Origin of the sequence: Epilithonimonas zeae, assembly GCF_900141765.1 — a bacterium.
Lineage (GTDB): Bacteria > Bacteroidota > Bacteroidia > Flavobacteriales > Weeksellaceae > Epilithonimonas > Epilithonimonas zeae.
The window spans coordinates 168,932-194,397 of the sequence record NZ_FSRK01000001.1 but is presented as its reverse complement, the minus strand read 5'-3'; the positions used below and the strand labels follow the sequence as shown (position 1 = coordinate 194,397).

Below are 25,466 nucleotides of genomic sequence, written 5' to 3'. Positions count from 1 at the left end.
AGAAGAAAAAACAAACTTTAAAAAAAAATTGTGCTTAACCTAATTTTTCTATATTTGGGCACAAAGATAAAAATATGGAAACTGCCACTATGGACAATCTAAAAATGATAGCTGAAACGGCCAAAGATTTTGCCGAAAAAAATATACGCCCAAATATTATGGATTGGGACGAGAGCCAGACTTTCCCAGTGGAATTATTCCACCAATTGGGCGAACTTGGTTTTATGGGAATTGTGATCCCTGAAGAATATGGCGGTTCAGGACTTGGTTATCAGGAATATGTGACCATTTTGGACGAGATTTCTCAGGTTGACCCTTCTATTGGATTATCCGTTGCTGCACACAATTCACTTTGTACGAATCATATTTATGAATTCGGGAATGAAGAGCAAAGAAGAAAATGGCTTCCTCAGTTAGCTTCCGGAAAAGTTATCGGCGCTTGGGGATTGACCGAACACAATACAGGTTCTGACTCAGGTGGAATGTCCACAACTGCTGTGAAAGACGGTGACGATTGGATTATCAACGGTGCAAAAAACTTCATCACTCACGCTATTTCTGGAGACATTGCTGTTGTAATGACAAGAACGGGAGAAAAAGGTGCAAAAAATAATTCCACAGCTTTTGTTTTGGAAAAAGGAATGGCTGGTTTTACTTCCGGTAAAAAGGAAAACAAATTAGGAATGCGTGCTTCGGAAACAGCAGAATTGATTTTCGATAACGTTCGAGTTCCGGACTCTCACAGATTGGGCGAAGTCGGGAGCGGTTTCAAACAAGCAATGAAAATTCTGGACGGAGGTCGTATTTCTATTGCTGCACTAAGTTTAGGAATTGCTAGAGGTGCTTACAAAGCTGCGCTTAAATATGCTCAGGAAAGACATCAATTTGGAAAATCGATTTCAAGTTTTCAGGCGGTTAATTTTATGCTAGCTGATATGGCAACAGAAATTGATGCATCAGAATTATTGATTAGAAGAGCCTCGGACCTTAAAAATGCAAAACTAAAAATGACAAGAGAAGGCGCAATGGCGAAATTGTACGCTTCCGAGGCTTGCGTAAGAATTTCGAATAATGCGGTTCAGATTTTCGGTGGTTATGGTTATACAAAGGATTTCCCGGTTGAGAAATTCTACAGGGATTCAAAACTATGCACAATTGGCGAAGGAACTTCTGAAATCCAGAGATTGGTGATTGGAAGAGATATTACGCAATAATTTATTAACATAAAATTAAAACACAAATGATCAAACAAACACTTTTAGGTGAGTTTTTGCACGAAGCAGACAGCACAAGAAAACTTTTGAAAGCAATTCCGGACAGCGCTTTAGACTGGAAACCATCAGAGAAAAACTGGACCACAGCTCAATTGGCCTCACACATTGCTGAAGTTTACAATTGGTATGAGTCAACTTTCAATCAGGATGTTCTTGATATGGGTTCTTATCAATACGACAAAGGTGACATTTCTAAAGCAGAAAATATTATTGCAAAATTCGAAGAAAATGTAGCTAATGCTCAAAAAGCCATTGAAAATTCTGACGAAGCAAATTATATGAACGAATGGAAAATGCTGGCTGGCGGAAAAGAAATTTTCCCACCAATGCCAAAAATTCAAGTCATAAGAGGTTTTCTTTACAATCATCTTTATCATCACAGAGGCGAACTGATTGTTTATCTGAGAGCAACTGGAAACAATGTTCCCGGATTGTACGGACCAACTGCTGACGACAAGTTTTAAAGATTTGAGTCCTGATATTATTTCATACAATCAAAATCTCGATCCTGAAGATGAAAAAATTGCGAATATTCTTTCTGGAGAAATCTGCAAACATCTTCCAGAAGCTGAGAACAAAATCTGGCACGCTCATCCTGTTTGGTTTATTGATGGAAATCCTATTGTTGGTTATAGCAAACAAAAAAAAGGAATTCGGTTGATGTTCTGGAGCGGAAAATCTTTTGATGAAACACAACTGAATGTAGAAGGTGAAAAATTTCAGGATGCTTCGGTTTTTTATAATGATTGGAATGAAATTAATAAAGATGATTTAAAACGTTGGCTGGAAAAATCAAGAGAAATACAATGGGATTATAAAAATATCGTAAAACGAAAAGGTATTTTGGAGCGCTTAAAATAAAAGAAAGCGAAACTCAAAAAAACATTTTAATTTTATAAATGCTGTCTCCTTGGACGGCATTTTTTATATTTGTTAAAATTTTAGAAAAATAATGGAAAAATTAGATAGCCTGAATCAGGTAGCCGAATTTCACAAAACCTTCAATGCTCCAATTCTTGATACACCTCAGATTCCTTCAAAAGAACGAGCAGCTTTGAGAGTTAGTCTTTTACAAGAGGAATTAGATGAGTTGAAAAAAGCCATCGAAGATAATGACCTGGTGGAAGTTGCGGATGCCCTTTGCGATTTACAGTATGTTTTGAGCGGTGCTGTTTTGGAATTTGGTTTGGGAGAAAAATTCGTGGAATTATTCAATGAAGTTCAGCGTTCTAATATGTCAAAAGCTTGTGACAACGAAGTTCAGGCTCAGGAAACTGTAGAATTTTACAAAGACAAAGGAACCGATGCTTATTACGAAAAGTCCGGCGACAAATATAATGTTCACAGAGTTGCAGACAACAAGGTTCTTAAGAACAAATATTATTCTGCAGCGGACATTGCTTCATTATTAAAATAAAAAACTCAGGATGAAAAAAATTTCGATTTTATTAGGAATCATCGCATTGACAAGCATTAATTCCTGTGCTGAAAGAGTGATTGTAAATCGTGAAGTAGAATCCAAAAATGACGGTAAAATGTTACTTGGAACGCAGACGCTTGACCAGTTCCGAAAAGAACCCTTCAAAACTTGGTTTGACGAAGAGTACAATCGTTATCAGGTTGACCAGACGAGTTTAACCGAACTAAGAAAAGAAAAACTCAATTCTTACAGTCTGGTAGTTTTTGTTGGAAGCTGGTGCGAGGATAGTCACAGAGAATTTCCAAGATTAATTAAGATTTTGGACGCTTTGAAATACAACACCGGAAAAATGCAAATCATCGCTGTTAACCGAAAAAAAGAATCACCATCCGGAGAAGAAGGACTTTATAATATTACCAGGGTTCCAACCATTATTGTAAAAAAATACGGCAAAGAAATCGGAAGAATCACAGAAATGCCGGAAACAGGCTATTTGGAAAGAGATTTGCTTAACATTCTGAAAAAAGATAATTCAAGTTTATTTAAATAATAATTTGGGCAGCTTTATCCGCCTTCCGTTCCCAATCTTTTTGCCTTGGCTTTTCCAGCCACAAAAAAGGATTTCCACTCAAGTCGGGCTGCAACAATTCCGTTTAAACATTGCTGACAAAATCTAAATCAATGAATAAATATACAGGTTTACTTTCTTTTATTTTCGGGATTATTCTCACGGTTTTTGTTTTCTTGTCGTGGAGAAGCTGCAACAAAAAAGATGAAGCAGCTTTGGTCAATCAGGATTATTATCTGATTACGAATCAAATCCAGAAAATGAACAAAATGGTAGTTTTGGAGCAGGATTTTTCCAGTTTTCAAACGCATAAAAGTTCAGCTGCTACAGTTGCAGGATTCGATATTCTGCCAAGAGAAATGGTTCTTTACACGACTGCAAAAGCTCAGGTTTCTTACGATTTGAAGAGAATGAAAATCGATGTAGATACCGTTAGCAAAAAATTGATCATCAATGAATTACCTCAGCCAGAAATCAAGATTTTTCCGGATGTAAAGATTCATTTTATGGACGATTACGCGATTAACAGATTCAGTCAGAAAGACATCAACGGCATTATGGAATCTGCCAAAAAAAATATGGCAAAAAGCGTGAACCAGGAACAACTGAAACAGGAAAGCAAAAAACAACTGAAAGAAAATCTTAACGAAATTTTTGTTTTGGCAAAAGCCTTGCATTATTCGATAGAAGACAAAACAAATACGTTTTCTTCCACCGAATTATAAAAATTAACGTTATGAATCCTGATAAAAAAACCGAAAACAACAATTCTGCTGAGAATAAAAAGCAGAATGAAGATTTTAAAAATATTCCTGCCGCATCTGATAAAAAGAATCCGCCCGATATTGATAAACAAGATATCGACAAAGGTTCCAAAATCAACAAAGACGGAAAAACAGACAATACAGAAAAGTAATTTTTTACGAAAAACACAATAAGCCTTTCAATTTATTTCGAAAGGCTTATTTATTTAATAAAATTAATGTATATTTAATATCGAAATCAGAAGATAAAATTTGATTTTTCCGTGTTCTTTAAATTCGTTTCACCAAAAAAAATTTACAGCTATGTCATATATTGTTGTAGGGCTTTTTCCCACTCAGATGGAAGCTGACAAAGTCCTTTTAAAATTGGAAAACGCAGGTTACAATGACTACAATCTTTCTCATTCTGACGAAGAAATTTTACAAAATGTAGACATTCAGAAGAAAAATGGGTTTTGGAATTGGTTATTTGACGACAACCATCTCGACAGAGCCCGTTTCGAATACGCAAGTATAGACCACAACACGATAACCGTTCATCTGAAAACAGAACAGGATGCACACATCGTGAGAGATATCCTAGACAACAATGGTGCAGTGAATGTTGAAGAAAAAACTCAGGATTATATGACTGAAAATTACTCCGTTTCTCCTCGGGAATATGTGATTTCTGAAAGCAAAAATGCAAAAATCATCGCCAAAGCAAAAAACAATCTCTTTTTCACCAACAACAGAAGACATCATCTTCACGAAAATTGGATTGCAGATGAGCCCGACGGTTTGGGTTTTAAAATTAGTTAAATTTACAACTGAATCATTTTTCCCATAATGATTTCTAGGATTTAATACGAGCCTTCTGATTGTTTGGAAGGCTTTTGCATGCTTTCAATTATTAAATCATATAAATTTATAATTATTAAAAATTTGTTAAAATTCCTTCATTTCTTCGTTCTGCCACAATTTTTGTTTAAGTGAAGACAAATAGATTTAACACCAAAAAAAATATTATTATGTCTTACACGATTATCGGGATTTTCCCCAACGAAACAGAAAGCAGAAATGTCATTACAAAATTGGAAGAAGCAGGATTATATGATTATTCGCTGACCAACTCAGAAATAGAAGCTTTAGAAAAAATAGACACTCCGAAAGAACAAAGTTTCTTCGATTGGCTTTTTGACCGCAATGAGATAGAAACTGATCGTTACGAATACGCAAGTATCGACAGTAACACCATTACAGTTTACACAGAAACAGAAGAGGATGCCAATGCCGCAAAGGCAATTCTAGACGACAACGGCGCAATAGATGTGGAAGAAAAAACAAGAGGATATCTTGCAGAAAAATATCCCGACACCCATAAAGAATATCCCATCTCAGAATCTACAAGAGCAAGAATCATCGCCAAAGCTAAAAACGATTTGTATTTCACAGATAACAGAAGCGAAGCCTACAGACCGGAAAAAGGAATGTCTGACGAGATGGATTCGCAAGGTAGAAAAGATTAAAACCAATCACATCCTGATATAACTTTACATTTTTCAAAAGAGCCGAATTTCTTCGGCTCTTTTTTACAGACTTCATATCATCAAACAATCGTTGATTTGCCCAACTGAATATTTTCGAAATTGTAATAAGACCTTTCTGAAAACTTAATATAATCAGCGATAAAATCGCCAACTTCGGAAGTTGAATAGTGTTGTTCCGCATTTAGATCTATCGTTACATATTTGCTTTCTATAGCATGTTCTACGCTTTTTCTCAATTTATCTGCAGCTTGAGTCAGTTCCAAATAATCCAACAACATTGCCGCACTCAAGATTGAAGCAATTGGATTGGCAATCCCTTTTCCTTTGGCCTGAGGATAAGATCCGTGAATGGGTTCAAAAAGTCCACTATCTTCGCCAATAGAAGCTGAAGGCAATAAACCGATAGAACCGCCAATCACACTGGCTTCGTCCGAAATAATATCACCAAACATATTCTCTGTCAAAATCACATCAAATTGTTTTGGGTTAAGAATCATTTGCATCGCAGCATTATCTACAAACATAAAATCTAATTCAACATCCGGATATTGAGGCGCAATTTCTTTTACGATTTTTCTCCAAAGTCTGGAAGTATCGAGAACGTTGGCTTTGTCTATTAATGTCAGTTTTTTTCTTCTCTTCTGTGCATCTTGAAACGCCAAATGCGCAATTCCCACAATCTCTTCTCTGGAATATTTGCAAAGGTCATAAGCATATTCGCCATTTTCTTCCGTGAATTTTTCCCCAAAATAGATGCCGCTAATCAACTCACGGTAAATTTGAATATCTGTTCCTTCGACGATTTCTCTTTTCAGCGGACTTTTTTTGATTAATGAAGCATAAGTTTTGATTGGTCTAATGTTGGCAAACAATCCCAATTCTTTTCTCAATTTCAACAAACCTTGCTCCGGACGGACTTTTGCATCAGGATTATTATCAAAAGCAGGGTCGCCGATTGCTCCGAATAAAACCGCATCAGAATTTCTGCATAATTCCAAAGTCTTATCCGGCAAAGGATTTCCTGTTTCATAAATTGCTTCTGCTCCCATAACTCCATAATCGAACTGGAAATTATACTGAAAAGCTTCGCCAATGACTTTTAAGATTTTTACACTTTCATCGGTTACTTCCGGACCGATTCCGTCGCCTGCTAAAACGGCTATTTTATAAGTTTTGCGCATATACTTTTTGTGCTTTCTGTTCAAAATTTTGGATGGCTTCTTTTTTACTGGTTAAGAAATCGATGTCGTCATAGCCATTTAGTAAACATATTTTTTTATAAGAATCCAACTCGAAACTTTCTGTTTTGTCATTGAATGAAATCGTTTGTTTTTCGACATCAACCGTGATTTGAGTTGAAGGATTTTCCGAAATCGTTTCCATTAAATCTTTAAGATAATCCTCAGAAACTTTCACTGGAAGAAGTCCGTTGTTAAGTGCATTCCCTTTGAAAATATCCGCAAAATAACTTGACACAACCACTTTGAATCCATAATCAGTTAACGACCAGGCCGCGTGTTCTCGACTGCTTCCACATCCGAAGTTATTTCCTGCAACCAGAATTTCGCCGGAATATTTAGGATTGTTCAGAACGAAATCTGGATTTGGTTTATTCGTGTGAACATTATACCGCCAGTCTCTGAAAAGATTTTCACCGAAACCTTCTTTACTGATACTTTTGAGGAAACGCGCCGGAATAATCTGGTCGGTATCTATATTTTCGCTCGGCAACGGAACGGCCTGAGATTTTATTAAAACTAATTTTTGCATACGTTTAATTCGATGTTCAAGATTTAAAATTCAATGTTTTTAAATTCCAATGTTTAATTAATTCAGATTTTCAAAAGTTGGAATTCCGCCTTCTACAGCCACTTTTGCAGCGGTTAACGGACTTGCCAGAAGTGTTCTTGCGCCTTGGCCTTGACGACCTTCGAAGTTTCTGTTGGACGTGGAAACGCAATATTCGCCTTCTGGGATTTTGTCTTCATTCATTGCCAAACAAGCGGAACATCCAGGCTGGCGGATTTGGAATCCTGCATCATTGAAGACTTTATCCAAACCTTCATCATAAATTTGTTTTGCTACTTTTTGCGAACCCGGAACCAGCCAAGCCACAATATTTTCAGCTTTCTGTTTTCCTTTGACATAAGTTGCGGCGGAACGGAAATCCTCAATCCTTGCATTGGTGCAACTTCCGATGAAAACATAATTCACTTTGATGTCCGAAGTTGATTGTCCGGCATTCAGTCCCATATATTTTAAAGCTTTTTCTTCGGATTCATTTTGAGCTGTCGGAATTTTAGAATCGATGGAAATTCCCATTCCGGGATTAGTTCCGTAAGTTATCATTGGACGAATATCTTCTGCCGAGAATTCAAATTCTTTATCAAAAACAGCATCAGAATCGGATTTCAATGTTTTCCAATATTCAATTTTTTCATTCCATTCTTCTCCTTTTGGTGCAAAGGTTTTGTCTTTTACATATTCAAAAGTGGTTTCGTCTGGCGCAATCATTCCGCCTCTCGCTCCCATTTCGATACTCATATTGCAGACAGTCATTCGGCCTTCCATCGACATTTCTTCGAACACATTTCCTGCATATTCACAGAAATATCCCGTTCCAGAATCCGTTCCGACTTTTGAAATGATATAAAGAATCACATCTTTTGCCTGAACATCTTTATTGAGTTTTCCATTTACGGAAACCCGCATCGATTTTGGTTTGTTCATCAATAAACACTGACTTGCGAAAACCTGTGCCACCTGACTTGTTCCAATTCCAAAAGCTATCGCTCCAAAAGCGCCGTGCGTAGAAGTGTGGCTATCACCACAGACAATGCTCATTCCAGGTTGCGTGATTCCCAACTCTGGCGCGATGATGTGAACAATGCCTTGATATTGATGACCAAGTCCGTATAACTCGATGTTATTTTTTTCGCAATTTTCTGTCAGTTGCTGAACTTGCGTTCTCGATAATTCGTCTCTGATTGGCAATTCCTGTCCCAAAGTCGGAACGTTGTGGTCGGCAGTTGCCACAATTTGATTTGGACGAAAAACTTCCAAACCTCTTGCTTCCAATTCCGCAAAAGCCTGTGGACTCGTCACTTCGTGAATCAAATGTTTGTCGATATAAATCACTTGAGGCCCATCTAGAACGGTTTCTACAACGTGTGCGTCCCAAACTTTATCAAATAATGTTTTGCTTTGGCTCATTTTCTATCCAATTTTTTGATTAAATGATTTCATCATAAAGCTTAAATCATCATTATTAACTTCTTTTTTGGTATCCGCAATTTTCAAGAATTCCTGATACAAAAAGTCCAACTCCACTTTTGTCACATCAAAACCGATATTTTTGAAACGATAAGCCAAAGCCGAACGTCCGCTTCTCGCCGTCAAAACGATGGAAGATTCATTGATTCCAACTTCTCTCGGGTCGATGATTTCGTAGGTTTCTCTGTTTTTAATAACGCCATCCTGATGAATCCCTGAACTGTGAGCAAATGCGTTTGCTCCAACAATTGCTTTGTTTGGCTGAACCGGCACTCCCATTAATTCTGAAACCAGATAACTCATTTCGTTCAACATTTTGGAATTGATATTGGTGTGAAAATTAAGATTTGGATGTTGTTTTATAATCATCACAACTTCTTCCAAAGCTGTATTTCCTGCACGTTCGCCAAGTCCGTTGATAGTGCATTCGATTTGTCTGGCGCCGTTGATAATTCCAGAAATTGAATTTGCGGTTGCCATTCCCAAATCGTTGTGACAGTGGCAGGAAAGAATTGCTTTGTCGATATCTTTTACGTTTTCTCTCAGGTATTTAATTTTTCGGCCGTATTCTTCTGGCAAGCAATAACCAGTTGTGTCGGGAATATTAAGAACAGTTGCTCCGGCTTTAATGACTTCTTCACAGACTTTAGCAAGGAAATCATTATCAGTTCTACCTGCATCTTCTGCATAGAACTCGACATCATCAACAAAATTTTTCGCATATTTTACAGCTTCAATTGCACGTTCCAAAACCTGCTCTCTTGTCGAATTGAATTTGAATCTGATATGTGAATCAGAAGTTCCGATTCCTGTATGGATTCTCGGTCTCTTAGCAAACCTCAAAGCTTCGGCTGCAACTTCAATATCTTTTTTGTTAGCTCTGGTTAATCCACAGACTTTGGCATTTTTTACAATTTTCGAAATCTCCTGAACTGATAAAAAATCGCCTGGACTCGAAATCGGAAAACCAGCTTCGATAATATCCACACCGAGACTATCGAGTTGTTCCGCAATGATTAATTTTTGTTTCGTATCCAATTTACATCCCGGGACTTGTTCCCCATCTCGCAAGGTCGTATCAAAAATTTCAATTTTTTCCGAATCCATAATAAAGTTTTTATCTAATTTTGATATTCAAAAGTAGAAATTGACTTGTTCTATTAATCTTCGTTAATTAAATAAATACAATATTCGATTTTATCAAAACAAACAATAATCACTTAATTATCAAAAGATTAAACCATATCATTTTACAATGTCAGAATTACAAAAAGATTTTTTATTCGTGCTTATAAAGTCACTTTCGACTTCGGAAAAACGACAATTTAAGCTGTATGTGAATCGTCTTGGAATTAATGTCGATGCCAAATTTCTTTTACTTTTTTCTGAATTGGACAAAATGAAAGAGTATAATGAAGAGATTATCCTCGAGAAAAAAATCTCTTCAAAACTTCAACTTTCTAATCTGAAAGCGCATCTTTACAAACAGATTTTAATAAGTCTTAGATTAAATCCGAGTCATCAGAATAATAGAATTCAGTTGCGTGAACAATTGGATTTTGCTACGATTTTATACCAAAAAGGATTATATAAACAAGCTCTGAAGATTCTTGACAAAGCCAAACAATCTGCATTAGATTTAGACGAAAAAAGCATCGCTTCTGAAATCATTGAACTCGAAAAGGTTATTGAATCTCAATTCATTACAAGAAGTATCGATGGACGTGCAGATGAATTGATTTTGCAATCGACAGAAATCAACAAACAAAACAGTTACGCCACTCAACTTTCCAATCTATCATTGAAATTATACAGCGAAATGCTGACGCACGGCTATATTAAAAATGATAATGACCGTGAGAATATTCTTAATTTCTTTGATAGCAACATCAAAAATATTGATTTAAAAAAATTAAATTTCACAGAAAAACTTTGGTATTACAAAGCGCACGTTTGGAAAAATCAGTTGCTTCAGGATTATAAGTACACGATAAAATACGCTTATCAATGGGTAGAACTTTTCCATCAGAATCTGGAAATGATAAAAAATCACCCTGTTTGGTACATCAAAGGGAATACTTATCTATTTAAAACATTATTTATTTACGGAAGTATCAAAGGCATTGAGAAAAGGTTTGAAAAATTTGAAAGTATTGTAAAATCAGATGCTTTCATTCATAATGAGAATTCTCAATCTTTGATTTTCCTTAATTATTATAACACCAAAATGAACCTCTATTTCATCAAAGGTGATTTTTTCAACGGCACAAAAATGATTCCTGAATTGGAGTTAAAAATGGAGAAACATCGTGATAAGATAGACGAACATCATTTTCTGGTTCTTTATTTGAAAATCGCAGCAATGTTTTTCGGAAGCAAAAATTATCAGAATACGGTAAAATATGGACAAAAAATCATTAATTCCAAAGGCAATGTTCAGGAAGATTTATTGTTTCATACACGAATTTTAATGCTAATGGCAAAATTTGAATCTGGCTTTGATGATGATTATGATGACTTTGTAAAAGCAACGATGAAGTTTGCAAAAAAGATGAAAAATCCGGGTGATTTACATTTTGGCATTGTTGATTTCTTCAAGAAAATCAATGATAGAAATCCAAAAGAACAAGCCATTGCCTTTAATGAATTTGAGAAAGAATTGGAAATTTCTTCTCAAAACAAATACGACAAACGAACGCTGATGTACATCGATATCCACGGATGGGTAACTTCCAAAGTGAGGAATGTAGATGTGATAGAGATAATTAAGGAAAAAGTTAAACTAAAATAACATTATTCTTTCTTTAAAAATCACTATTTTTGCAAACATTAATTTTTTAAACCATTATGCTAAAAATTACACTTCCTGATGGCAGCATCAGAGAATATGAAGGAGCAGTTACTCCACTACAAGTTGCGCAAAGTATCAGTGACGGTTTGGCAAGAAACACGATTTCTGCTATCGTAAACGGACAACAGACAGAAGTAGAAACCACGATAACGGAGGATTCTACAGTGCAGCTTTTGACGTGGAATGACGATATGGGAAAAAAAGCATTCTGGCATTCTTCTGCTCACTTGTTGGCTCAGGCAATTATGGAGTTTTATCCTAATGCGAAGCTTACAATCGGGCCTGCAATCGCTAACGGATTCTACTATGATGTGGATTTCGGAGGAGAGCCTTTGTCTGAAAAAGACTTTGAGAAATTGGAGAAAAAAATCTTAGAAAACGCTAAGAAAAATTCTACTTTCAACCTGCGTGAAGTTTCTAAAGCAGAAGCTTTGAAGGAATATGCAGACAATCCTTTCAAAACAGAATTGATTGAAAATCTTCCTGATGGCGAAATCACTTTCGTGACTCACGATAATTTCACAGACCTTTGTAGAGGTGGTCACATCCCATCAACAGGAATTGTGAAAGCTGTTAAAATCCTTAATGCCGCTGGTGCTTATTGGAGAGGCGATGAGAAAAACCCTCAATTGACAAGAGTTTACGGAATCTCTTTTCCTAAACAAAAAGAGCTTACAGAATATCTTGAAAGATTAGAAGAAGCGAAAAGAAGAGACCACAGAAAATTGGGTAAAGAATTAGGAATTTTTGCATTTTCTGAGAAAGTTGGTGCAGGTCTTCCACTTTGGTTACCAAAAGGAGCAGCATTGAGAAAGAAATTAGAAAACTTCTTATCAGAAGCTCAGAAAAAACAAGGTTACGAATTTGTAATTTCTCCACACATTGGAGCAAAAGAATTATATGTAACTTCCGGACATTGGGACAAATATGGTGCAGATAGTTTCCAACCAATCAAAACTCCAAATGAGGGTGAAGAGTTTTTGTTGAAACCAATGAACTGCCCACACCACTGCGAAATTTACAAAGCACAACAATGGTCTTACAAAGACTTGCCAAAACGTTATGCTGAATTTGGAACCGTTTACAGATATGAGCAATCCGGAGAATTACACGGCTTGACAAGAGTTCGTGGATTTACTCAGGATGATGCGCACCTTTTCTGTACACCAGACCAATTGTTGCAGGAATTTGAAAAAGTTATTGACTTAGTTTTATATGTTTTTGGTTCGCTTGGATTTGCTGATTTTACAGCTCAGATTTCTTTGAGAGACCCAGAAAATAGAGAAAAATATATCGGTTCCGATGAGAATTGGGAGAAAGCAGAAAATGCTATCGTAACTGCTGCGAAATCAAAAGGCCTTAAAACTGTAACCGAATATGGCGAAGCGGCTTTCTATGGTCCTAAGCTAGATTTTATGGTAAAAGATGCCTTGGGAAGAAGCTGGCAGTTAGGAACAATCCAAGTTGATTACAATTTGCCAGAGAGATTTGACCTTTGGTACAACGGTAATGATAACGAAAAGCACAGACCAGTGATGATTCACAGAGCGCCATTTGGTTCTATGGAACGTTTCATTGCTATTTTGATAGAGAACACTGCAGGAGATTTCCCACTTTGGTTGAGCCCTGAGCAATTTACGATTTTGCCTATCAGTGAAAAGTATGCAGATTATGCAAAAAAAGTTTCACAATTATTGGAAAATCACGATATTTGCGGTTTAATAGACGACAGAAACGAGAAAACGGGTAAAAAAATCCGTGATGCCGAATTGAAAAAACTACCATTTATGCTTATTGTAGGTGAAAATGAGGAAAATAACGGTACGATTTCTGTAAGAAGAAGAGGCGAAGGCGACCTTGGAGCAATGACAGTTGACGCTTTTATCTCTTATTTTAAAGAGCAGGCAAAACCAACATTTGAACTAGGCGGAAACAACTAAGCCTTATTTAATTATTATTAATTTTAAAATTTTAAAACCATAGCACTAAAAAGAAACAACAGCAGAGGTCCGATGAGACGCCCAGTCCAAGAAGACCTTCATCAAATCAACGATAAAATCCGCGCAAGGGAAGTTCGTTTGGTTGGAGAAAATGTAGAACCTGGAGTTTATCCATTGGCAAAAGCTTTGGAAATAGCAAGAGAACAAGAGTTAGACCTTGTTGTTATTTCTGATAAGGCAGAACCTTACATCTCTCGTATCCTGGATTATAAAAAATTCTTGTACGAGCAAAAAAAGAAAACCAAAGAACTAAAAGCGAAGCAAGTAAAAGTAGTTGTAAAAGAAATTAGATTCGGTCCTCAAACCGATGACCACGATTACGAATTCAAGAAAAAGCACGCTGAAAAATTCTTGGAAGAAGGTTCTAAACTGAAGACTTATGTTTTCTTCAAAGGACGTTCTATCATCTTCAAAGATCAAGGAGAAATTCTTCTTTTGAAGCTTGCTCAAGATTTGGAACACGTTGGAAAAGTTGACCAGCTTCCTAAGCTTGAAGGAAAAAGAATGATTATGATGATGAGCCCTAAAAAGCCTGCAAAATAATATTGATAAAATTCAATTATATAGAAAACCTCGAATTAATTTTTGAGGTTTTTCATTTGTTCCATAATTATTAAAGTTATGGTTTCAGAATTTTTTTGTAATTTTGCAAACTATTATTCCTAATTATGTTTAGGAGTCATAAAATGAATATTGATAACAAACTATAAAAAGCAGAACAATGCCAAAATTAAAAACGAAATCAGGTGCTAAAAAGCGTTTTGCTCTTACCGGAACAGGTAAGATCAAAAGAAAAAATGCTTTCAAAAGCCACATCTTGACAAAGAAAGAAACTAAGCAAAAGAGAAATCTTACGCAAACTTCTTACGTTGCTGCTGTGGACACGAAAAGTGTTTTAAGACAATTAGCAATTAAGTAGTTTTTATAAATCTATATTCGGTTTATAAGAATTCAAAACAAATTCAACAATTTAACCCTGAAATGGAGCCACTAAGAGTAATGAAATAATTACCGCACATTTCAAAAAAACAATTTAAATTATGCCAAGATCAGTAAACGCTGTAGCGTCTAGAGCGCGCAGAAAAAAAGTACTTAAGCAAGCTAAAGGTTTTTTCGGTAGAAGAAAGAACGTTTGGACTGTAGCTAAAAACGCGGTAGAAAAAGCAATGCAATATGCTTACCGTGGTAGAAAAGAGAAGAAAAGAAACTTCAGAAGCCTTTGGGTAACTCGTATCAACGCGGGTGCTAGAGAGCACGGATTATCTTACTCTCAGTTTATGGGAGCTCTTAAGAAAAACAACATCGAGCTAAACAGAAAAGTTCTTGCAGACCTTGCAATGAACCATCCAGAAGCTTTCAAAGCTGTTGTAGATCAAGTAAAATAATTACAAATCTTTGTTATCAATATAAAATCCTGAGAAATTCTCAGGATTTTTTTTATTTTTGCTGAAATTTTTAAATAATGATTAAAAGAACGATACTTTCTTTTATATTTTTCGCAAGTTTAGCTTTTGTTAAATCTCAATCTTTCATTCAGGCCTATCAAGATAGAGCCAATCAAATTTCTCAGACTAATATCAATTCTTATCTTCAGGAATTCGAAGCTTTGGGAGTGAAGAGAACCGGAACAACACAGAATACAAATGCTTTCAACTGGATTAAGAATAAATATACTTCTTTCGGATATTCAACTTCTGATTTTTTTGAGCATTCCTGGACTGCGAACGGTTTATCATCCAAAAATTTTATCGTTACAAAAACAGGAACACTTTATCCTAATAAATTTGTAATTGTTTGCGGACATTTTGATTCTATCAACGGTCCGGGTACTAATGATAACGGAAGCGGAACATCAATAATCCTTGAAATAGCAAGAATTCTAAAAGATGTTCCTACAGAATATTCAATCAAGTTTATCCACTTTTCCGGTGAAGAACAAGGTCTTTTAGGAAGTTCCAGATATGTTTCTCAAATCGTAAATGGAACGAGTCCAAAAATGGATATTAAAGTGGTTGTAAACTTAGACCAAGTTGGTGGATTAGCAACAAAAGCGAACACGAAACTTTACCATGATAAAGATCAAAGCAATCCATCAAGTAATAACGCTGCAGCGGCAATTGCTGTTCAAGAATTAGCCAATTGCACCTTATTATATTCGCCTTTAGCTGTAGATTTTGATCCGGCGGAAAGTACAGATTATGTTCCTTTTCAGCAAAATGGCGAGATCATTACTGGTTATTGGGAATACGAAGGTGGCTATAATAATCCATATGTTCACACAGCCAATGACCTTTTGGTGAATATGGATCCAGTTTATGTTTTGAATGTTGGAAAATCCGCAATAGGATCAATTCAACATTTCGCAACGGCTTCCACTACCACTTTAGCTACAGAAGATATTGTTTCAAAAGATTTGGAATCAGTACAATTCTATCCAAATCCAGCTAAGAATACATTGAATTTGAAAATTGACGAATCCATAAAAGATTTTAAATTTGAAATTACTAATATGAACGGAAGTCAGGTTTTACTTAACAAGGATAACATTCAGCAAATTGATATTTCGCATTTGAAGCCTGGCGTTTATCTTGGAACGATAACTATTGACAATAAGAAAGTCACCAAAAAAATTATTATTGAATAATTAAGTAATCCGTTAAATATTAATCCTGAGCTATTTCTCAGGATTTTTTTATGATAAATATTGGGATAAGAAATTAATCAAAAAACATTAGATTTGTTCTTAATAAAAATTAGACCCAATGTTTTTATCAATAAACAAATTAAAACTAGTATCAACACTTTCCTTATTAGGAATTTCCGCATTATATTATTCTCAGGAAAAAACAAATCCTGAGCAGGTTAATGAAGATAATCTAAAAAAACATATTTACTTTTTAGCTTCAGATGAACTACAAGGAAGACTAACTGGTTCTGAAGGCGAAACAAAGGCAGCCAATTATCTTTCAGCAGAATTCAAAAAATTAGGATTGAAGCCTTACGAAGGAAAAGAATTCATCCAAAACTTTGAATATGGTGTTAAGCTAAATCCTCACGATGACAAAACTTCAACAGCCGTAAAAGGAAAAAATGTAATTGCAGTTCTTGACAACAAAGCTGACAAAACAATTGTAATCGGAGCACATTACGATCATCTTGGGCTTAATGAACATCACAACTCTACTTTAGCCAATTCTGACGGACAAATCCACAATGGTGCTGACGATAATGCATCTGGAACTGCTGCTGTTTTGGAATTAGCAAGACTATTTTCGCAGAATAAAACTAAAGAAAACGTCAATTATATTTTCGCATTATTCTCGGGTGAAGAAGATGGATTGATGGGTTCTAAAAAATTAGCTGAAACTATCAAAACCAATTATCCTAATACAATTTTTATGATTAATATGGATATGGTTGGTCGATTGAATAAAGATAACAACCTGACTGTTGGTGGCGTTGGAACCTCTCCCATCCTATCAGATCTGGTCAAAAAATATAAACCAGAAAGTATTAATTTATCTTTGGATGAATCTGGTGTTGGGCCAAGCGATCATACTTCTTTTTATTTGAAAGATATTCCGGTTTTGTTCTTGTTTACAGGAACTCATAATGATTATCACAAACCGACTGATGATGCTGATAAAATCAATTACACAGGGCAGAAAATCATTACTAATTACGTTTTCAATTTGGCTAATGCTTTAGGGAATGAAAAGGAAATTCCGTTTACAAAAACGGCAGTTACCGCTACAAAAGCAGTCCCAAAATATAAAGTGAGTCTGGGAATTATGCCAAATTATGCAGATACCAAAGACGGAATGGGCATCGATGGTGTCATAGATAACAGACCTGCAGCTAATGCTGGAATTCTACAAGGTGATATTCTTACAAAAATTGGAAAATGCGAAGTAAAAGAGGTTTATTCTTATATGGATTGTCTTTCGAAAATAAAAGCTGGGGAAGAACATCCAGTAACCGTAAAACGTAACGGCGAAGAAAAAGTCTTCAATGTGAAATTCTAAATAAAAAAACCGATTGAATATCAATCGGTTTTTTATTTTAAATCTATTAAATTAATTCTTGATAAACTTCTGAACAATATCAGTTCCTTTTATCTTCAATAAGTAAACACCTTTATTCAGATTAGAAACATTAATGACATTATTATTAGAATTAATATTAGTCTCAGAAATTTTTCTTCCTTCTAAACTATAAATTTCAGCTGTCTCTGCTTTTTTAAAGTTCATAGAAACTGTTAAGTTTTCAGTTACCGGATTTGGATAAACAGACACTGAATTTTTAGAAACATCAGCCACTGCTAAATTAACACATTGATAAGCAGGAAGTGTATATCCCGAAGTTGTCAATTCTTCTGTAATAATATTGACATCATCACAAGTGAAGCCATAACTTCCTAACATATCTATAGACGCCTGTCTCACAGCAACCGCTGCAGTTTGCTGATTGGAAGAGGAATTGGTCATTGCAAGTCCCTCTAAGAAAATACGATCCGTTTTCTCTTTTCCAATTCTGTTGTAGATTCTCATAAGAGAAGTTGCCCAAATCTGTCCATCTCTATGAATATTGGCAGTATTACTAATGCTTGAGCTGTATTTTGTTGGATAATTAGTTACACGCCCTGCCCAACATTCGTTATGACCATCCCAGCTGAACATCCAGTTGTATTGAGGTTCTGATGACGCCCATTGATTTAAACTTCTGCTGTAGGACATTGCCCAATAATCTCCGGAACCTTCTCCTAAACCTTGAGCAGAAGAAGATTTCAGCCCCGTAACCCAATGATGAATGGCGTGCCCCAATTCGTGTAAAACTACATCAGCATCCTCCGCATCATCCACACAGCCTTCACCGAAAGCCAACCTTTGAGAACTTGGAATGAAATGCGAATTATCATCACCATTCAACCCGTGTGGGTCAACCATCATCACGCCACCATTAAGCGTAGATTTACAAGTGATTCCTAAAGTTTCATTGATATAAGCAAGACTTCTATCGATGTGATAAAAAGCGTTTACAGCTTCGAAACCTTGTTCATTTCTGTTGAAAAGAAAATCGGGAGAAGTTTGGGTAAACAAACCGGTAGCAGGCGATTCAAAATCCGCTATCTGAACGTATTTGCTTTTTAAACTATACACCCCGTTTGATAAAGTAATGTCCGGCAAAGCCACCAAACTTCTTGCTGCATCCAGACTTGCATTAGTTGCATCATTATTATCAACGTAATTTCCACCATAAGCTACATGCGCTCTGGAAAGTGGATCTGGACCGAAAATGTAAGCTGTTCCAGCAGCTTTCATTTCTGCAGATTTTTGTTTTGATTTTTTCTTTCGGTTGTCGTCGTGATGATAGTTGGCAATATCCAGGACTCTAAGTACATCTCCGGAATTTGCATCTACCATTATTTCCCAATCTCCCGGCGTTTCATAGGAATTGATAATTACTCTATGGACTAATTTAGTCTGTCCATCTTCTGTTACAAAAACATACAAATCATTTTCCTGATGTGTAATTTCACCGGCAATATTAGCAGCTACCTTAGCTTTTTCAAAAGCAGTGTCTTTATTATAAGTTGGCGTTGTATTAATTTGTTTTAACTGTTTAGAAACAGTTACTTCAGTTCCGTAAGTTACTTCTCCTTGTTTATTAAAATGTATAGCAATATCACCTTCATAAACTGGAATGCCATTAATAGTCTGCTGAAATCTCAAAGTTTCTCCTGACAAACTTTTCCTGGAAGACTGAAACTCAAAATTATCTTTAGAGGTTGTTCCTATTTTGTTTGAGTTTTTAGATATCCAATCTCTTGCTTTAGATTCGAGTGTGGTAGTCTGTCCATACATTGTAGAAAATGTCAATGCAAAACTGGCTACCAGAAAATTGATTTTTAAATTCATAAATATTATTTTAATTGATATGCAAAATAATAATTTTCACTCAAATTAATATTATTAAAATCAACGAAAATAACTTTTCATTAGAAAAATAAAAATCACACAACATATTATAAATTAAAGTGCAATATTATTTATAATTCACGGATTTGGCGGAAAGTAAGATTAATCCGAGGTCTCATCGGTCGGTTGGATTTAGCAATCCGATGTTCCCAATGGGTTTGCAAATCGCCTTTCATAATAAGCAGAGAACCGTGTTGTAAAGGCAAACTGTATTTATTCTGATGATTATCTTTTTTTCTAAAATCAAAATTTCTCACCTGTCCGAAACTGACCGATGCAATCACAGGACGATTACCCAATTCGCTTTCTTTATCCCGATGCCAAGCTACAGAATCATTGCCATCTCTGTAAAAATTGAGCAGAACAGAATTAAACTGATGACCTGTCAATTTCTGGATTTTATATTTCAAACCCAAAAGTTCCGGCGTCCAAGCATTCACACTGAACTCATTACCTCCCAAATGATACGATTTTTCATCGTCGCCGTACCAAGCAGTCAAACGTGGTGTCAGAACTTCTTTATCAAAAATTTTTTGTGTACTTTGTTTCCAGGGAACATTTTTTATAAGATTTTTTTCGATTTCGGTAGCTCTTTCCTCAGACAAAAAATGTTCGGTATAATCTAATAACTCGGTGGGAAACTGGTAATATTCGCCTGCGTCAAACAAACTGAGTTGCATATCTGTATTATATGTCCTAAAATTATTTTGCATTTGAAACTTTATTATCCAATTCTTTAATATCTTTTCTGATTTCCAAAAACATCTCCTTCAAATTATAATTATCAAAATCTTCTGGTTCAAAATCCTCCGGAAAAATGCCCGATGCATATTGCCAAATTTCCACAATCTCACCCAATGGAATCTCATAAGGTTTATAGAAAGAGTTGTCCGCTGCCACTTCAATTGACGTTCTATTTTTAGTTTTAAATCGTTTATAGGAAATCCCATCATTCAAAGTCACAAAAATGTAGCTTCTGTTTTTTTTCAAATCTTCAATATCTTCCACATATTTCCCAATGATGTAAGAGCCATCTTTGAAAGGTGGCATAGAATCGCCCTGCGCAGGGAAAGCACGATATTTTCCATTAGTCAAAAAAGGCAATGAAATTCTCTGCAGACTTTCGATATATTCTGGGTCGCTATAACCTGACAGATAACCCATCGAAGCTTTTTGGGGAATGATTTCTATGCTGTTATTTCCTGACTCATCAATAACTATAGGTAACAAAATTCTATTATCAGGAAGATTCATCATTTCTTCCAAAGGATATTTCCTAATGTCCACTGTCAAAAGCAAATCGATGCTGATGTGGAAAAACTTAGAAATTGTGATGAGCACATCATACGGCGGTTCCGAGCGTCCATCTTCATAGGAAACATACCTCGATCTTGTAATAATTAAAGTATCCGCCAACTCTTGTTGAGTTGTCATTTTTTTAGCTCTCAAAAACCTGATGTTATCTGAAAAAATAGACATTGTTATAATTTATAACAACAAATATAACAATAATGTTTTAAAATGTAACTAATTTTGTCAAGTGAATCGTGCTATTGTACATATGGATCTTGATACGTTTTTCGTTTCCTGCGAAAGGCTGAACCATTCCGGGCTTGACAGAATCCCACTAATCATCGGTGGTGGCGACCGTGGCGTGGTAGCATCCTGTTCCTATGAAGCACGGAAATTTGGTGTTCGCTCTGCAATGCCAATCAAAATGGCGCTCAGGCTTTGCCCCAATGCAAAAGTGGTAAAAGGTGATTATGAAAATTTTTCCAAAATGTCCCACCTCGTAACAGAAGTGATTCAGGATAAAGTTCCATTAATGGAAAAAGCGAGCATTGATGAATTTTATCTTGATCTATCCGGAATGGACAAATTTTTTGGGTGTTACCAATGGACTCAGGAAATTGCATCTGCTGTTAAGAGAGAAACAGGACTCCCTATAAGTTTTGCTTTATCCAATAGCAAAACGGTTTCAAAAATCGGAACAGGAGAGTCCAAACCTGAAGGGAAACGGCAAATTATAGAATCAGAAATAAAGCCATTTCTGAATCCACTATCCATCAAAAAAATCCCGATGGTTGGCGACAAAACATTTCAACTTCTTTCAAGGATTGGCGTGAGAACGATTCATACGCTTTCCGAGATGCCGGTGTTGGTTCTTCAGCAGATGATTGGCGCCAACGGAACAGAACTCTGGAAAAGAGCTAATGGTATTGATGAAAATCCCGTTGTTCCCTACTCCGAAAAAAAATCAATTTCTACAGAAAGAACTTTCGCAACAGATTCTATTGATATTTTAGAAATCAAAAGATTGATTTCCGGAATGGCTGAAAAATTAGCTTATCAATTGAGACAGGAAAAATGGCTGACTTCTACAGTCGTGATCAAGATCCGATATTCTAATTTTGATACGGAAACCAAGCAATACAAAATAGCTTATACATCTGCTGATCACACCTTATCAAGAGTTGCCTTGGAACTTTTCAATAAAGTTTACACGAGAAGAATGCGCATCAGACTCGTTGGTTTACGCTTCACAGATTTGGTTCACGGTAATCATCAGATGAATCTTTTTGAAGACACTGAAGAACAAATGAGCCTTTACCAAACGATGGATTATCTTAAGAATCGCTTCGGATCAAATGCTTTGGGGAGGGCTTCCGGATTTGATTTCAGTAAATAATTTTAAAATAATCAATTAAATGTATCTTAATTGTCATTCTTTTCACAGCCTTCGCTATGGTACTTTATCGGTTCAAAATCTGGTAGATCAAGCTCACGAATTTGGAATTAAAGAATTGGTTCTAACTGATATCAACACAGTTACCGCAATTTATGATTTCAAAAAAGAATGTGATAATCGTGGAATTAAACCAATTGCAGGAATCGAAGTCCGAAAAGAAAATCGATTGCTTTATATTACTATTGCAAAGGAATTCAACGGAATTGGAGAAGTCAATAAAATTTTGACTGAATATAATTGTAACGGCATTGAACTTTCTGAAGTAGCGCCGGAATTCAATCAAGTTTTTGTGATTTATCCTATTGAAAATATTCCGGAAATATTAAAGAAAAATGAATTCATCGGCATACGTGAAGAGGAAATAAATTTATTGATTCGACCTGAATTTAAACATCGAATTAATAAAATGGTTGTCCTTCAATCTATTACTTTCACTACAAAAAGGGAATATAATCTTCACAAAATACTGAGAGCGATTGATGGCAATACTTTGGTCTCTCAACTTTCAGAAAATGATATTTGCAGAAAATCAGAATATTTCAAACCCGAAATCAATTTAATACAATCATTCGAGCGCTATCCTGAAATCATTGATAACACAAAGAAAATTCTCACGGAATGCAATTTTGAATTTACTTATAAAGAAAAAGGAAGTACTGAGAATAAGAACAAAAAGCATTTCCTGAGTTCTAAAGAACAAGATATTGAACTCTTGACCAAACTGGCTTATGAAGGTTTGGAGAAACGATATGGCGCAGATAACGATGTTGCTAAGAAAAGAGTTGACAAAGAAATCAAAGTAATTAATGAGCTTGATTTCTCAGCTTATTTTTTGATTACCTGGGATATTGTCCAATACAGCAACAAAATGGGTTTTATGCACGTTGGGCGTGGAAGTGGGGCAAATTCCATCGTCAGTTATTGTCTTGGGATTACAGATATCTGCCCCATAGAACTGGATCTTTATTTTGAGCGTTTTCTTAATCTTAACCGTACTGCACCGCCAGATTTTGACCTCGATTGGAGTTGGCAAAACAGAGATATGATAATCCAATATATTTTTGATACCTATGGAAAAGACCGCGTGGCGTTTTGCGGAACCAATGTAGAGTTCAAATACCGATCGATTTTTAGAGAAATAGGAAAAGCTTTTGGCTTGCCTAAAGAAGAATTGGACGATCTTGCCACCCAATCTATGGAAACCCATGAAGTGAATTCTGTAGTAAAATTAGTTCATAAGTACGGAAAATTACTTGAAAAATTTCCGAATCAAAGAAGTATGCACGCTTGTGGAATTTTGATTTCCGAGGAACCTATTACCAATTATACGGCTTTGGAAATGCCCCCAAAAGGTTTCCCGATTGCCCAATTTGATATGAATGTGGCGGAAGATATCGGTCTTGAAAAATTTGACATTCTTTCTCAGCGAGGCTTGGGAACGATTAATGAAACAGTTGAACTTATCAAAAAGAATCGTGGCATTCAGGTCGATATTCGGGACACTTCCATTTCAAAAGATGAATCCGTTTGTAATCAATATCTGGCTATTGGAAATACCATCGGTTGCTTTTATATAGAAAGTCCTGCTATGCGAGGGCTTTTGAGAAGACTTCAATGTGATAATTACAAGATTTTGGTAGCTGCTTCCTCTATTATCAGACCTGGTGTTGCACAAAGTGGAATGATGCGCGAATATATTTACCGGCACAATCATCCTGATCAGTTCGAATATTTTCATCCCGTGTTTGAGGAAAACCTAAAAGAAACCTATGGTATTATGGTTTATCAGGAAGATGTTATCAAGATTGCTCAATATTTTGGAGGTCTTGATCATGCCGATGGTGATATTCTAAGAAGAGCAATGAGTGGAAAAGAACGTTCAATTCAGAAATTAATCGAGGTTAAAGCCAATTTTTTTGAAAAATGTAAAGAGCAAGGACATTCTGAGCAAATGACTGCAGAGGCTTTCCGTCAAATTGAATCTTTCGCAGGTTATTCTTTTTGCAAAGCACATTCGGCTTCTTATGCGGTAGAAAGTTATCAGAGTTTGTATTTAAAGGTCTATTATCCTTTGGAGTTTATGGTTTCTGTCATCAATAATCAAGGTGGTTTTTATCGAACAGAAGTTTATATCCACGAAGCAAGAATGTCTGGCGCTAAAGTTCAAAACCCTTGCGTCAATAACAGCGAATATAAGACGAGACTTATAGAAAAAGAAATTTATTTAGGCTTTCTGGTTCTGCAATCACTGGAGTCTAAAATAGCACAAAGCATCTCTGAAGAACGGGATAAAAACGGTAATTACACATCTCTGGAAAATTTCATCAAACGTATTCCGGTTGGTATTGAGACCATTCAGATTTTGATTTTCATAGGTGCATTCAGATTTACGGGTAAACAGAAAAATGAACTTTTGGTGGAAGCTAGATTGCTATTATTCAATTTCAAAACAGAAAATAGAAACATTACACTTTTTGAAGAACCAGCCAAACGATTTGAACTTCCTGAACTGAAAAGAGAAGCATTTGAAGATGCTTTTGATGAATTAGAGATTATCGGCTTTCCTATTTCATCCAGTCCGTTTGATTTGCTAAAAACCAAATACAGAGGTTCTGTTTTCGTAAAAGACTTACTGAAATTCCATAAACAAGAAGTAAAAATGCTGGCTTATTTGATATCCAGAAAACACGTTCCCACAAAAAGAGGTGCAATGTTTTTCGGAACTTGGATCGACGTAAATGGCGATTATTTTGATACCGCCCATTTTCCGGACAGTCTCAAACAATATGATTTTCAGGGAGGCGGTTGTTATCTTTTGTTAGGAACCGTGGAAGTAGATTATCATTTTCCGACCATCACGATTCACAAAATGTCCAAAATGCCGATGATTCCAGATCCGAGGTATGAGTATGATGAGGATAGACAGTATCATATTCATAAACAAATGAAAGAAGATATAAGTATGACATCCAGAAAGCCTTATCCACAAGCGCACGAGATTGGTTTGCCAAGACAAAAATTCAAGTAAAACAAAAAAAAGATTACAAATTCTGTAATCTT

Annotated in this window: 25 protein-coding genes; 18 read left to right on the top strand and 7 right to left on the bottom strand. The window is 35.8% G+C overall.

Going from position 1 to position 25,466, the window contains the following annotated elements; genetic code table 11:
- Positions 1-74 precede the first annotated feature (74 nt).
- The 9 genes from BUR19_RS00875 to BUR19_RS00835 all read left to right on the top strand — a co-directional run bounded on the left by BUR19_RS00875 (position 75) and on the right by BUR19_RS00835 (position 5,534).
- Complete coding sequence (locus BUR19_RS00875) at positions 75-1,214, top strand: acyl-CoA dehydrogenase family protein (protein ID WP_245798997.1); 1,140 nt, start codon at positions 75-77, stop codon at positions 1,212-1,214.
- Positions 1,215-1,240: 26 nt separating this feature from the next.
- Positions 1,241-1,738: a DinB family protein gene (locus tag BUR19_RS00870; RefSeq protein WP_074233050.1), complete on the top strand. Its 498-nt coding sequence runs from the start codon at positions 1,241-1,243 to the stop codon at positions 1,736-1,738.
- Positions 1,695-2,135 carry a DUF1801 domain-containing protein gene (locus BUR19_RS00865; RefSeq protein ID WP_221407767.1) on the top strand — a complete coding sequence of 147 codons (441 nt, stop codon included), beginning with the start codon at positions 1,695-1,697 and terminating at the stop codon, positions 2,133-2,135. The genes BUR19_RS00870 and BUR19_RS00865 overlap by 44 nt, the downstream gene beginning before the upstream one ends.
- Before the next feature lie 91 nt (positions 2,136-2,226).
- Positions 2,227-2,691, top strand: coding sequence for a pyrophosphohydrolase domain-containing protein (locus tag BUR19_RS00860; RefSeq protein WP_074233048.1), 465 nt, complete (start codon positions 2,227-2,229; stop codon positions 2,689-2,691).
- A 10-nt stretch (positions 2,692-2,701) separates the two neighbouring features.
- The gene (locus tag BUR19_RS00855) at positions 2,702-3,244 is read left to right on the top strand and encodes a TlpA family protein disulfide reductase (protein WP_074233047.1); all 543 of its coding nucleotides are present in this window, start codon (positions 2,702-2,704) and stop codon (positions 3,242-3,244) included.
- A gap of 131 nt (positions 3,245-3,375) precedes the next feature.
- Positions 3,376-3,987 (top strand): DUF4230 domain-containing protein, encoded by a 612-nt coding sequence (locus tag BUR19_RS00850; protein WP_074233046.1) that lies wholly within the window; start codon positions 3,376-3,378, stop codon positions 3,985-3,987.
- Positions 3,988-3,998: 11 nt separating this feature from the next.
- Positions 3,999-4,178, top strand: coding sequence for a hypothetical protein (locus tag BUR19_RS00845; RefSeq protein ID WP_074233045.1), 180 nt, complete (start codon positions 3,999-4,001; stop codon positions 4,176-4,178).
- Positions 4,179-4,329: 151 nt separating this feature from the next.
- Positions 4,330-4,827, top strand: a complete 498-nt coding sequence (locus BUR19_RS00840; protein WP_074233044.1) for a hypothetical protein — start codon at positions 4,330-4,332, stop codon at positions 4,825-4,827.
- 209 nt (positions 4,828-5,036) lie between these two features.
- The gene (locus BUR19_RS00835; protein ID WP_074233043.1) at positions 5,037-5,534 is read left to right on the top strand and encodes a hypothetical protein; all 498 of its coding nucleotides are present in this window, start codon (positions 5,037-5,039) and stop codon (positions 5,532-5,534) included.
- 80 nt (positions 5,535-5,614) lie between these two features.
- On the opposite strand, the gene leuB is transcribed toward BUR19_RS00835, so the two are convergent.
- From leuB to BUR19_RS00815, 4 genes are read right to left on the bottom strand one after another with little or no spacing between them, the layout of a single operon-like run.
- On the bottom strand, positions 5,615-6,736 hold the full coding sequence (gene leuB / locus BUR19_RS00830; RefSeq protein WP_074233042.1) for a 3-isopropylmalate dehydrogenase: 1,122 nt from the start codon (positions 6,734-6,736) through the stop codon (positions 5,615-5,617).
- Positions 6,720-7,325: a 3-isopropylmalate dehydratase small subunit gene (gene leuD, locus BUR19_RS00825; protein ID WP_074233041.1), complete on the bottom strand. Its 606-nt coding sequence runs from the start codon at positions 7,323-7,325 to the stop codon at positions 6,720-6,722. Before leuD ends, leuB begins: the two co-directional genes overlap by 17 nt.
- A 57-nt stretch (positions 7,326-7,382) precedes the next feature.
- A complete protein-coding gene (leuC, locus tag BUR19_RS00820) occupies positions 7,383-8,768 on the bottom strand; it encodes a 3-isopropylmalate dehydratase large subunit (RefSeq protein WP_074233040.1) in 1,386 nt (461 codons plus the stop codon).
- Between the two features lie 3 nt (positions 8,769-8,771).
- Positions 8,772-9,935, bottom strand: a complete 1,164-nt coding sequence (locus tag BUR19_RS00815; RefSeq protein ID WP_074233039.1) for a 2-isopropylmalate synthase — start codon at positions 9,933-9,935, stop codon at positions 8,772-8,774.
- Positions 9,936-10,083: 148 nt separating this feature from the next.
- On the opposite strand from BUR19_RS00815, the gene BUR19_RS00810 reads away from it, so the two are divergent.
- The 7 genes from BUR19_RS00810 to BUR19_RS00780 all read left to right on the top strand — a co-directional run bounded on the left by BUR19_RS00810 (position 10,084) and on the right by BUR19_RS00780 (position 17,704).
- Positions 10,084-11,619 (top strand): hypothetical protein, encoded by a 1,536-nt coding sequence (locus BUR19_RS00810; protein ID WP_074233038.1) that lies wholly within the window; start codon positions 10,084-10,086, stop codon positions 11,617-11,619.
- A gap of 56 nt (positions 11,620-11,675) precedes the next feature.
- Positions 11,676-13,619 carry a threonine--tRNA ligase gene (thrS, locus tag BUR19_RS00805; RefSeq protein ID WP_074233037.1) on the top strand — a complete coding sequence of 648 codons (1,944 nt, stop codon included), beginning with the start codon at positions 11,676-11,678 and terminating at the stop codon, positions 13,617-13,619.
- Between the two features lie 72 nt (positions 13,620-13,691).
- Complete coding sequence (infC, locus tag BUR19_RS00800) at positions 13,692-14,222, top strand: translation initiation factor IF-3 (protein ID WP_074233036.1); 531 nt, start codon at positions 13,692-13,694, stop codon at positions 14,220-14,222.
- Positions 14,223-14,400: 178 nt separating this feature from the next.
- Positions 14,401-14,598 carry a 50S ribosomal protein L35 gene (rpmI, locus tag BUR19_RS00795; RefSeq protein ID WP_027384637.1) on the top strand — a complete coding sequence of 66 codons (198 nt, stop codon included), beginning with the start codon at positions 14,401-14,403 and terminating at the stop codon, positions 14,596-14,598.
- Positions 14,599-14,719: 121 nt separating this feature from the next.
- Entirely contained in the window at positions 14,720-15,064 is a 345-nt protein-coding gene (rplT, locus tag BUR19_RS00790; RefSeq protein WP_074233035.1) for a 50S ribosomal protein L20, read from the top strand.
- A gap of 77 nt (positions 15,065-15,141) precedes the next feature.
- Positions 15,142-16,323 (top strand): M28 family peptidase, encoded by a 1,182-nt coding sequence (locus tag BUR19_RS00785; RefSeq protein ID WP_074233034.1) that lies wholly within the window; start codon positions 15,142-15,144, stop codon positions 16,321-16,323.
- A gap of 118 nt (positions 16,324-16,441) precedes the next feature.
- Positions 16,442-17,704 (top strand): M20/M25/M40 family metallo-hydrolase, encoded by a 1,263-nt coding sequence (locus BUR19_RS00780; protein WP_074233033.1) that lies wholly within the window; start codon positions 16,442-16,444, stop codon positions 17,702-17,704.
- A gap of 51 nt (positions 17,705-17,755) precedes the next feature.
- On the opposite strand, the gene BUR19_RS00775 is transcribed toward BUR19_RS00780, so the two are convergent.
- The 3 genes from BUR19_RS00775 to BUR19_RS00765 all read right to left on the bottom strand — a co-directional run bounded on the left by BUR19_RS00775 (position 17,756) and on the right by BUR19_RS00765 (position 21,136).
- Positions 17,756-19,597: a T9SS type A sorting domain-containing protein gene (locus BUR19_RS00775; protein ID WP_074233032.1), complete on the bottom strand. Its 1,842-nt coding sequence runs from the start codon at positions 19,595-19,597 to the stop codon at positions 17,756-17,758.
- A 131-nt stretch (positions 19,598-19,728) separates the two neighbouring features.
- Entirely contained in the window at positions 19,729-20,370 is a 642-nt protein-coding gene (locus BUR19_RS00770) for an alpha-ketoglutarate-dependent dioxygenase AlkB family protein (RefSeq protein ID WP_245798996.1), read from the bottom strand.
- A complete protein-coding gene (locus tag BUR19_RS00765; RefSeq protein WP_074233031.1) occupies positions 20,360-21,136 on the bottom strand; it encodes an XRE family transcriptional regulator in 777 nt (258 codons plus the stop codon). Before BUR19_RS00765 ends, BUR19_RS00770 begins: the two co-directional genes overlap by 11 nt.
- 61 nt (positions 21,137-21,197) lie before the next feature.
- Between BUR19_RS00765 and dinB the strand changes: the two genes are divergently transcribed.
- Both dinB and BUR19_RS00755 read left to right on the top strand, forming a co-directional pair.
- Positions 21,198-22,346 (top strand): DNA polymerase IV, encoded by a 1,149-nt coding sequence (gene dinB / locus BUR19_RS00760; RefSeq protein ID WP_074233030.1) that lies wholly within the window; start codon positions 21,198-21,200, stop codon positions 22,344-22,346.
- Positions 22,347-22,365: 19 nt separating this feature from the next.
- Positions 22,366-25,434, top strand: a complete 3,069-nt coding sequence (locus BUR19_RS00755) for a DNA polymerase III subunit alpha (RefSeq protein WP_074233029.1) — start codon at positions 22,366-22,368, stop codon at positions 25,432-25,434.
- The last annotated feature ends 32 nt before the right edge of the window (positions 25,435-25,466 follow it).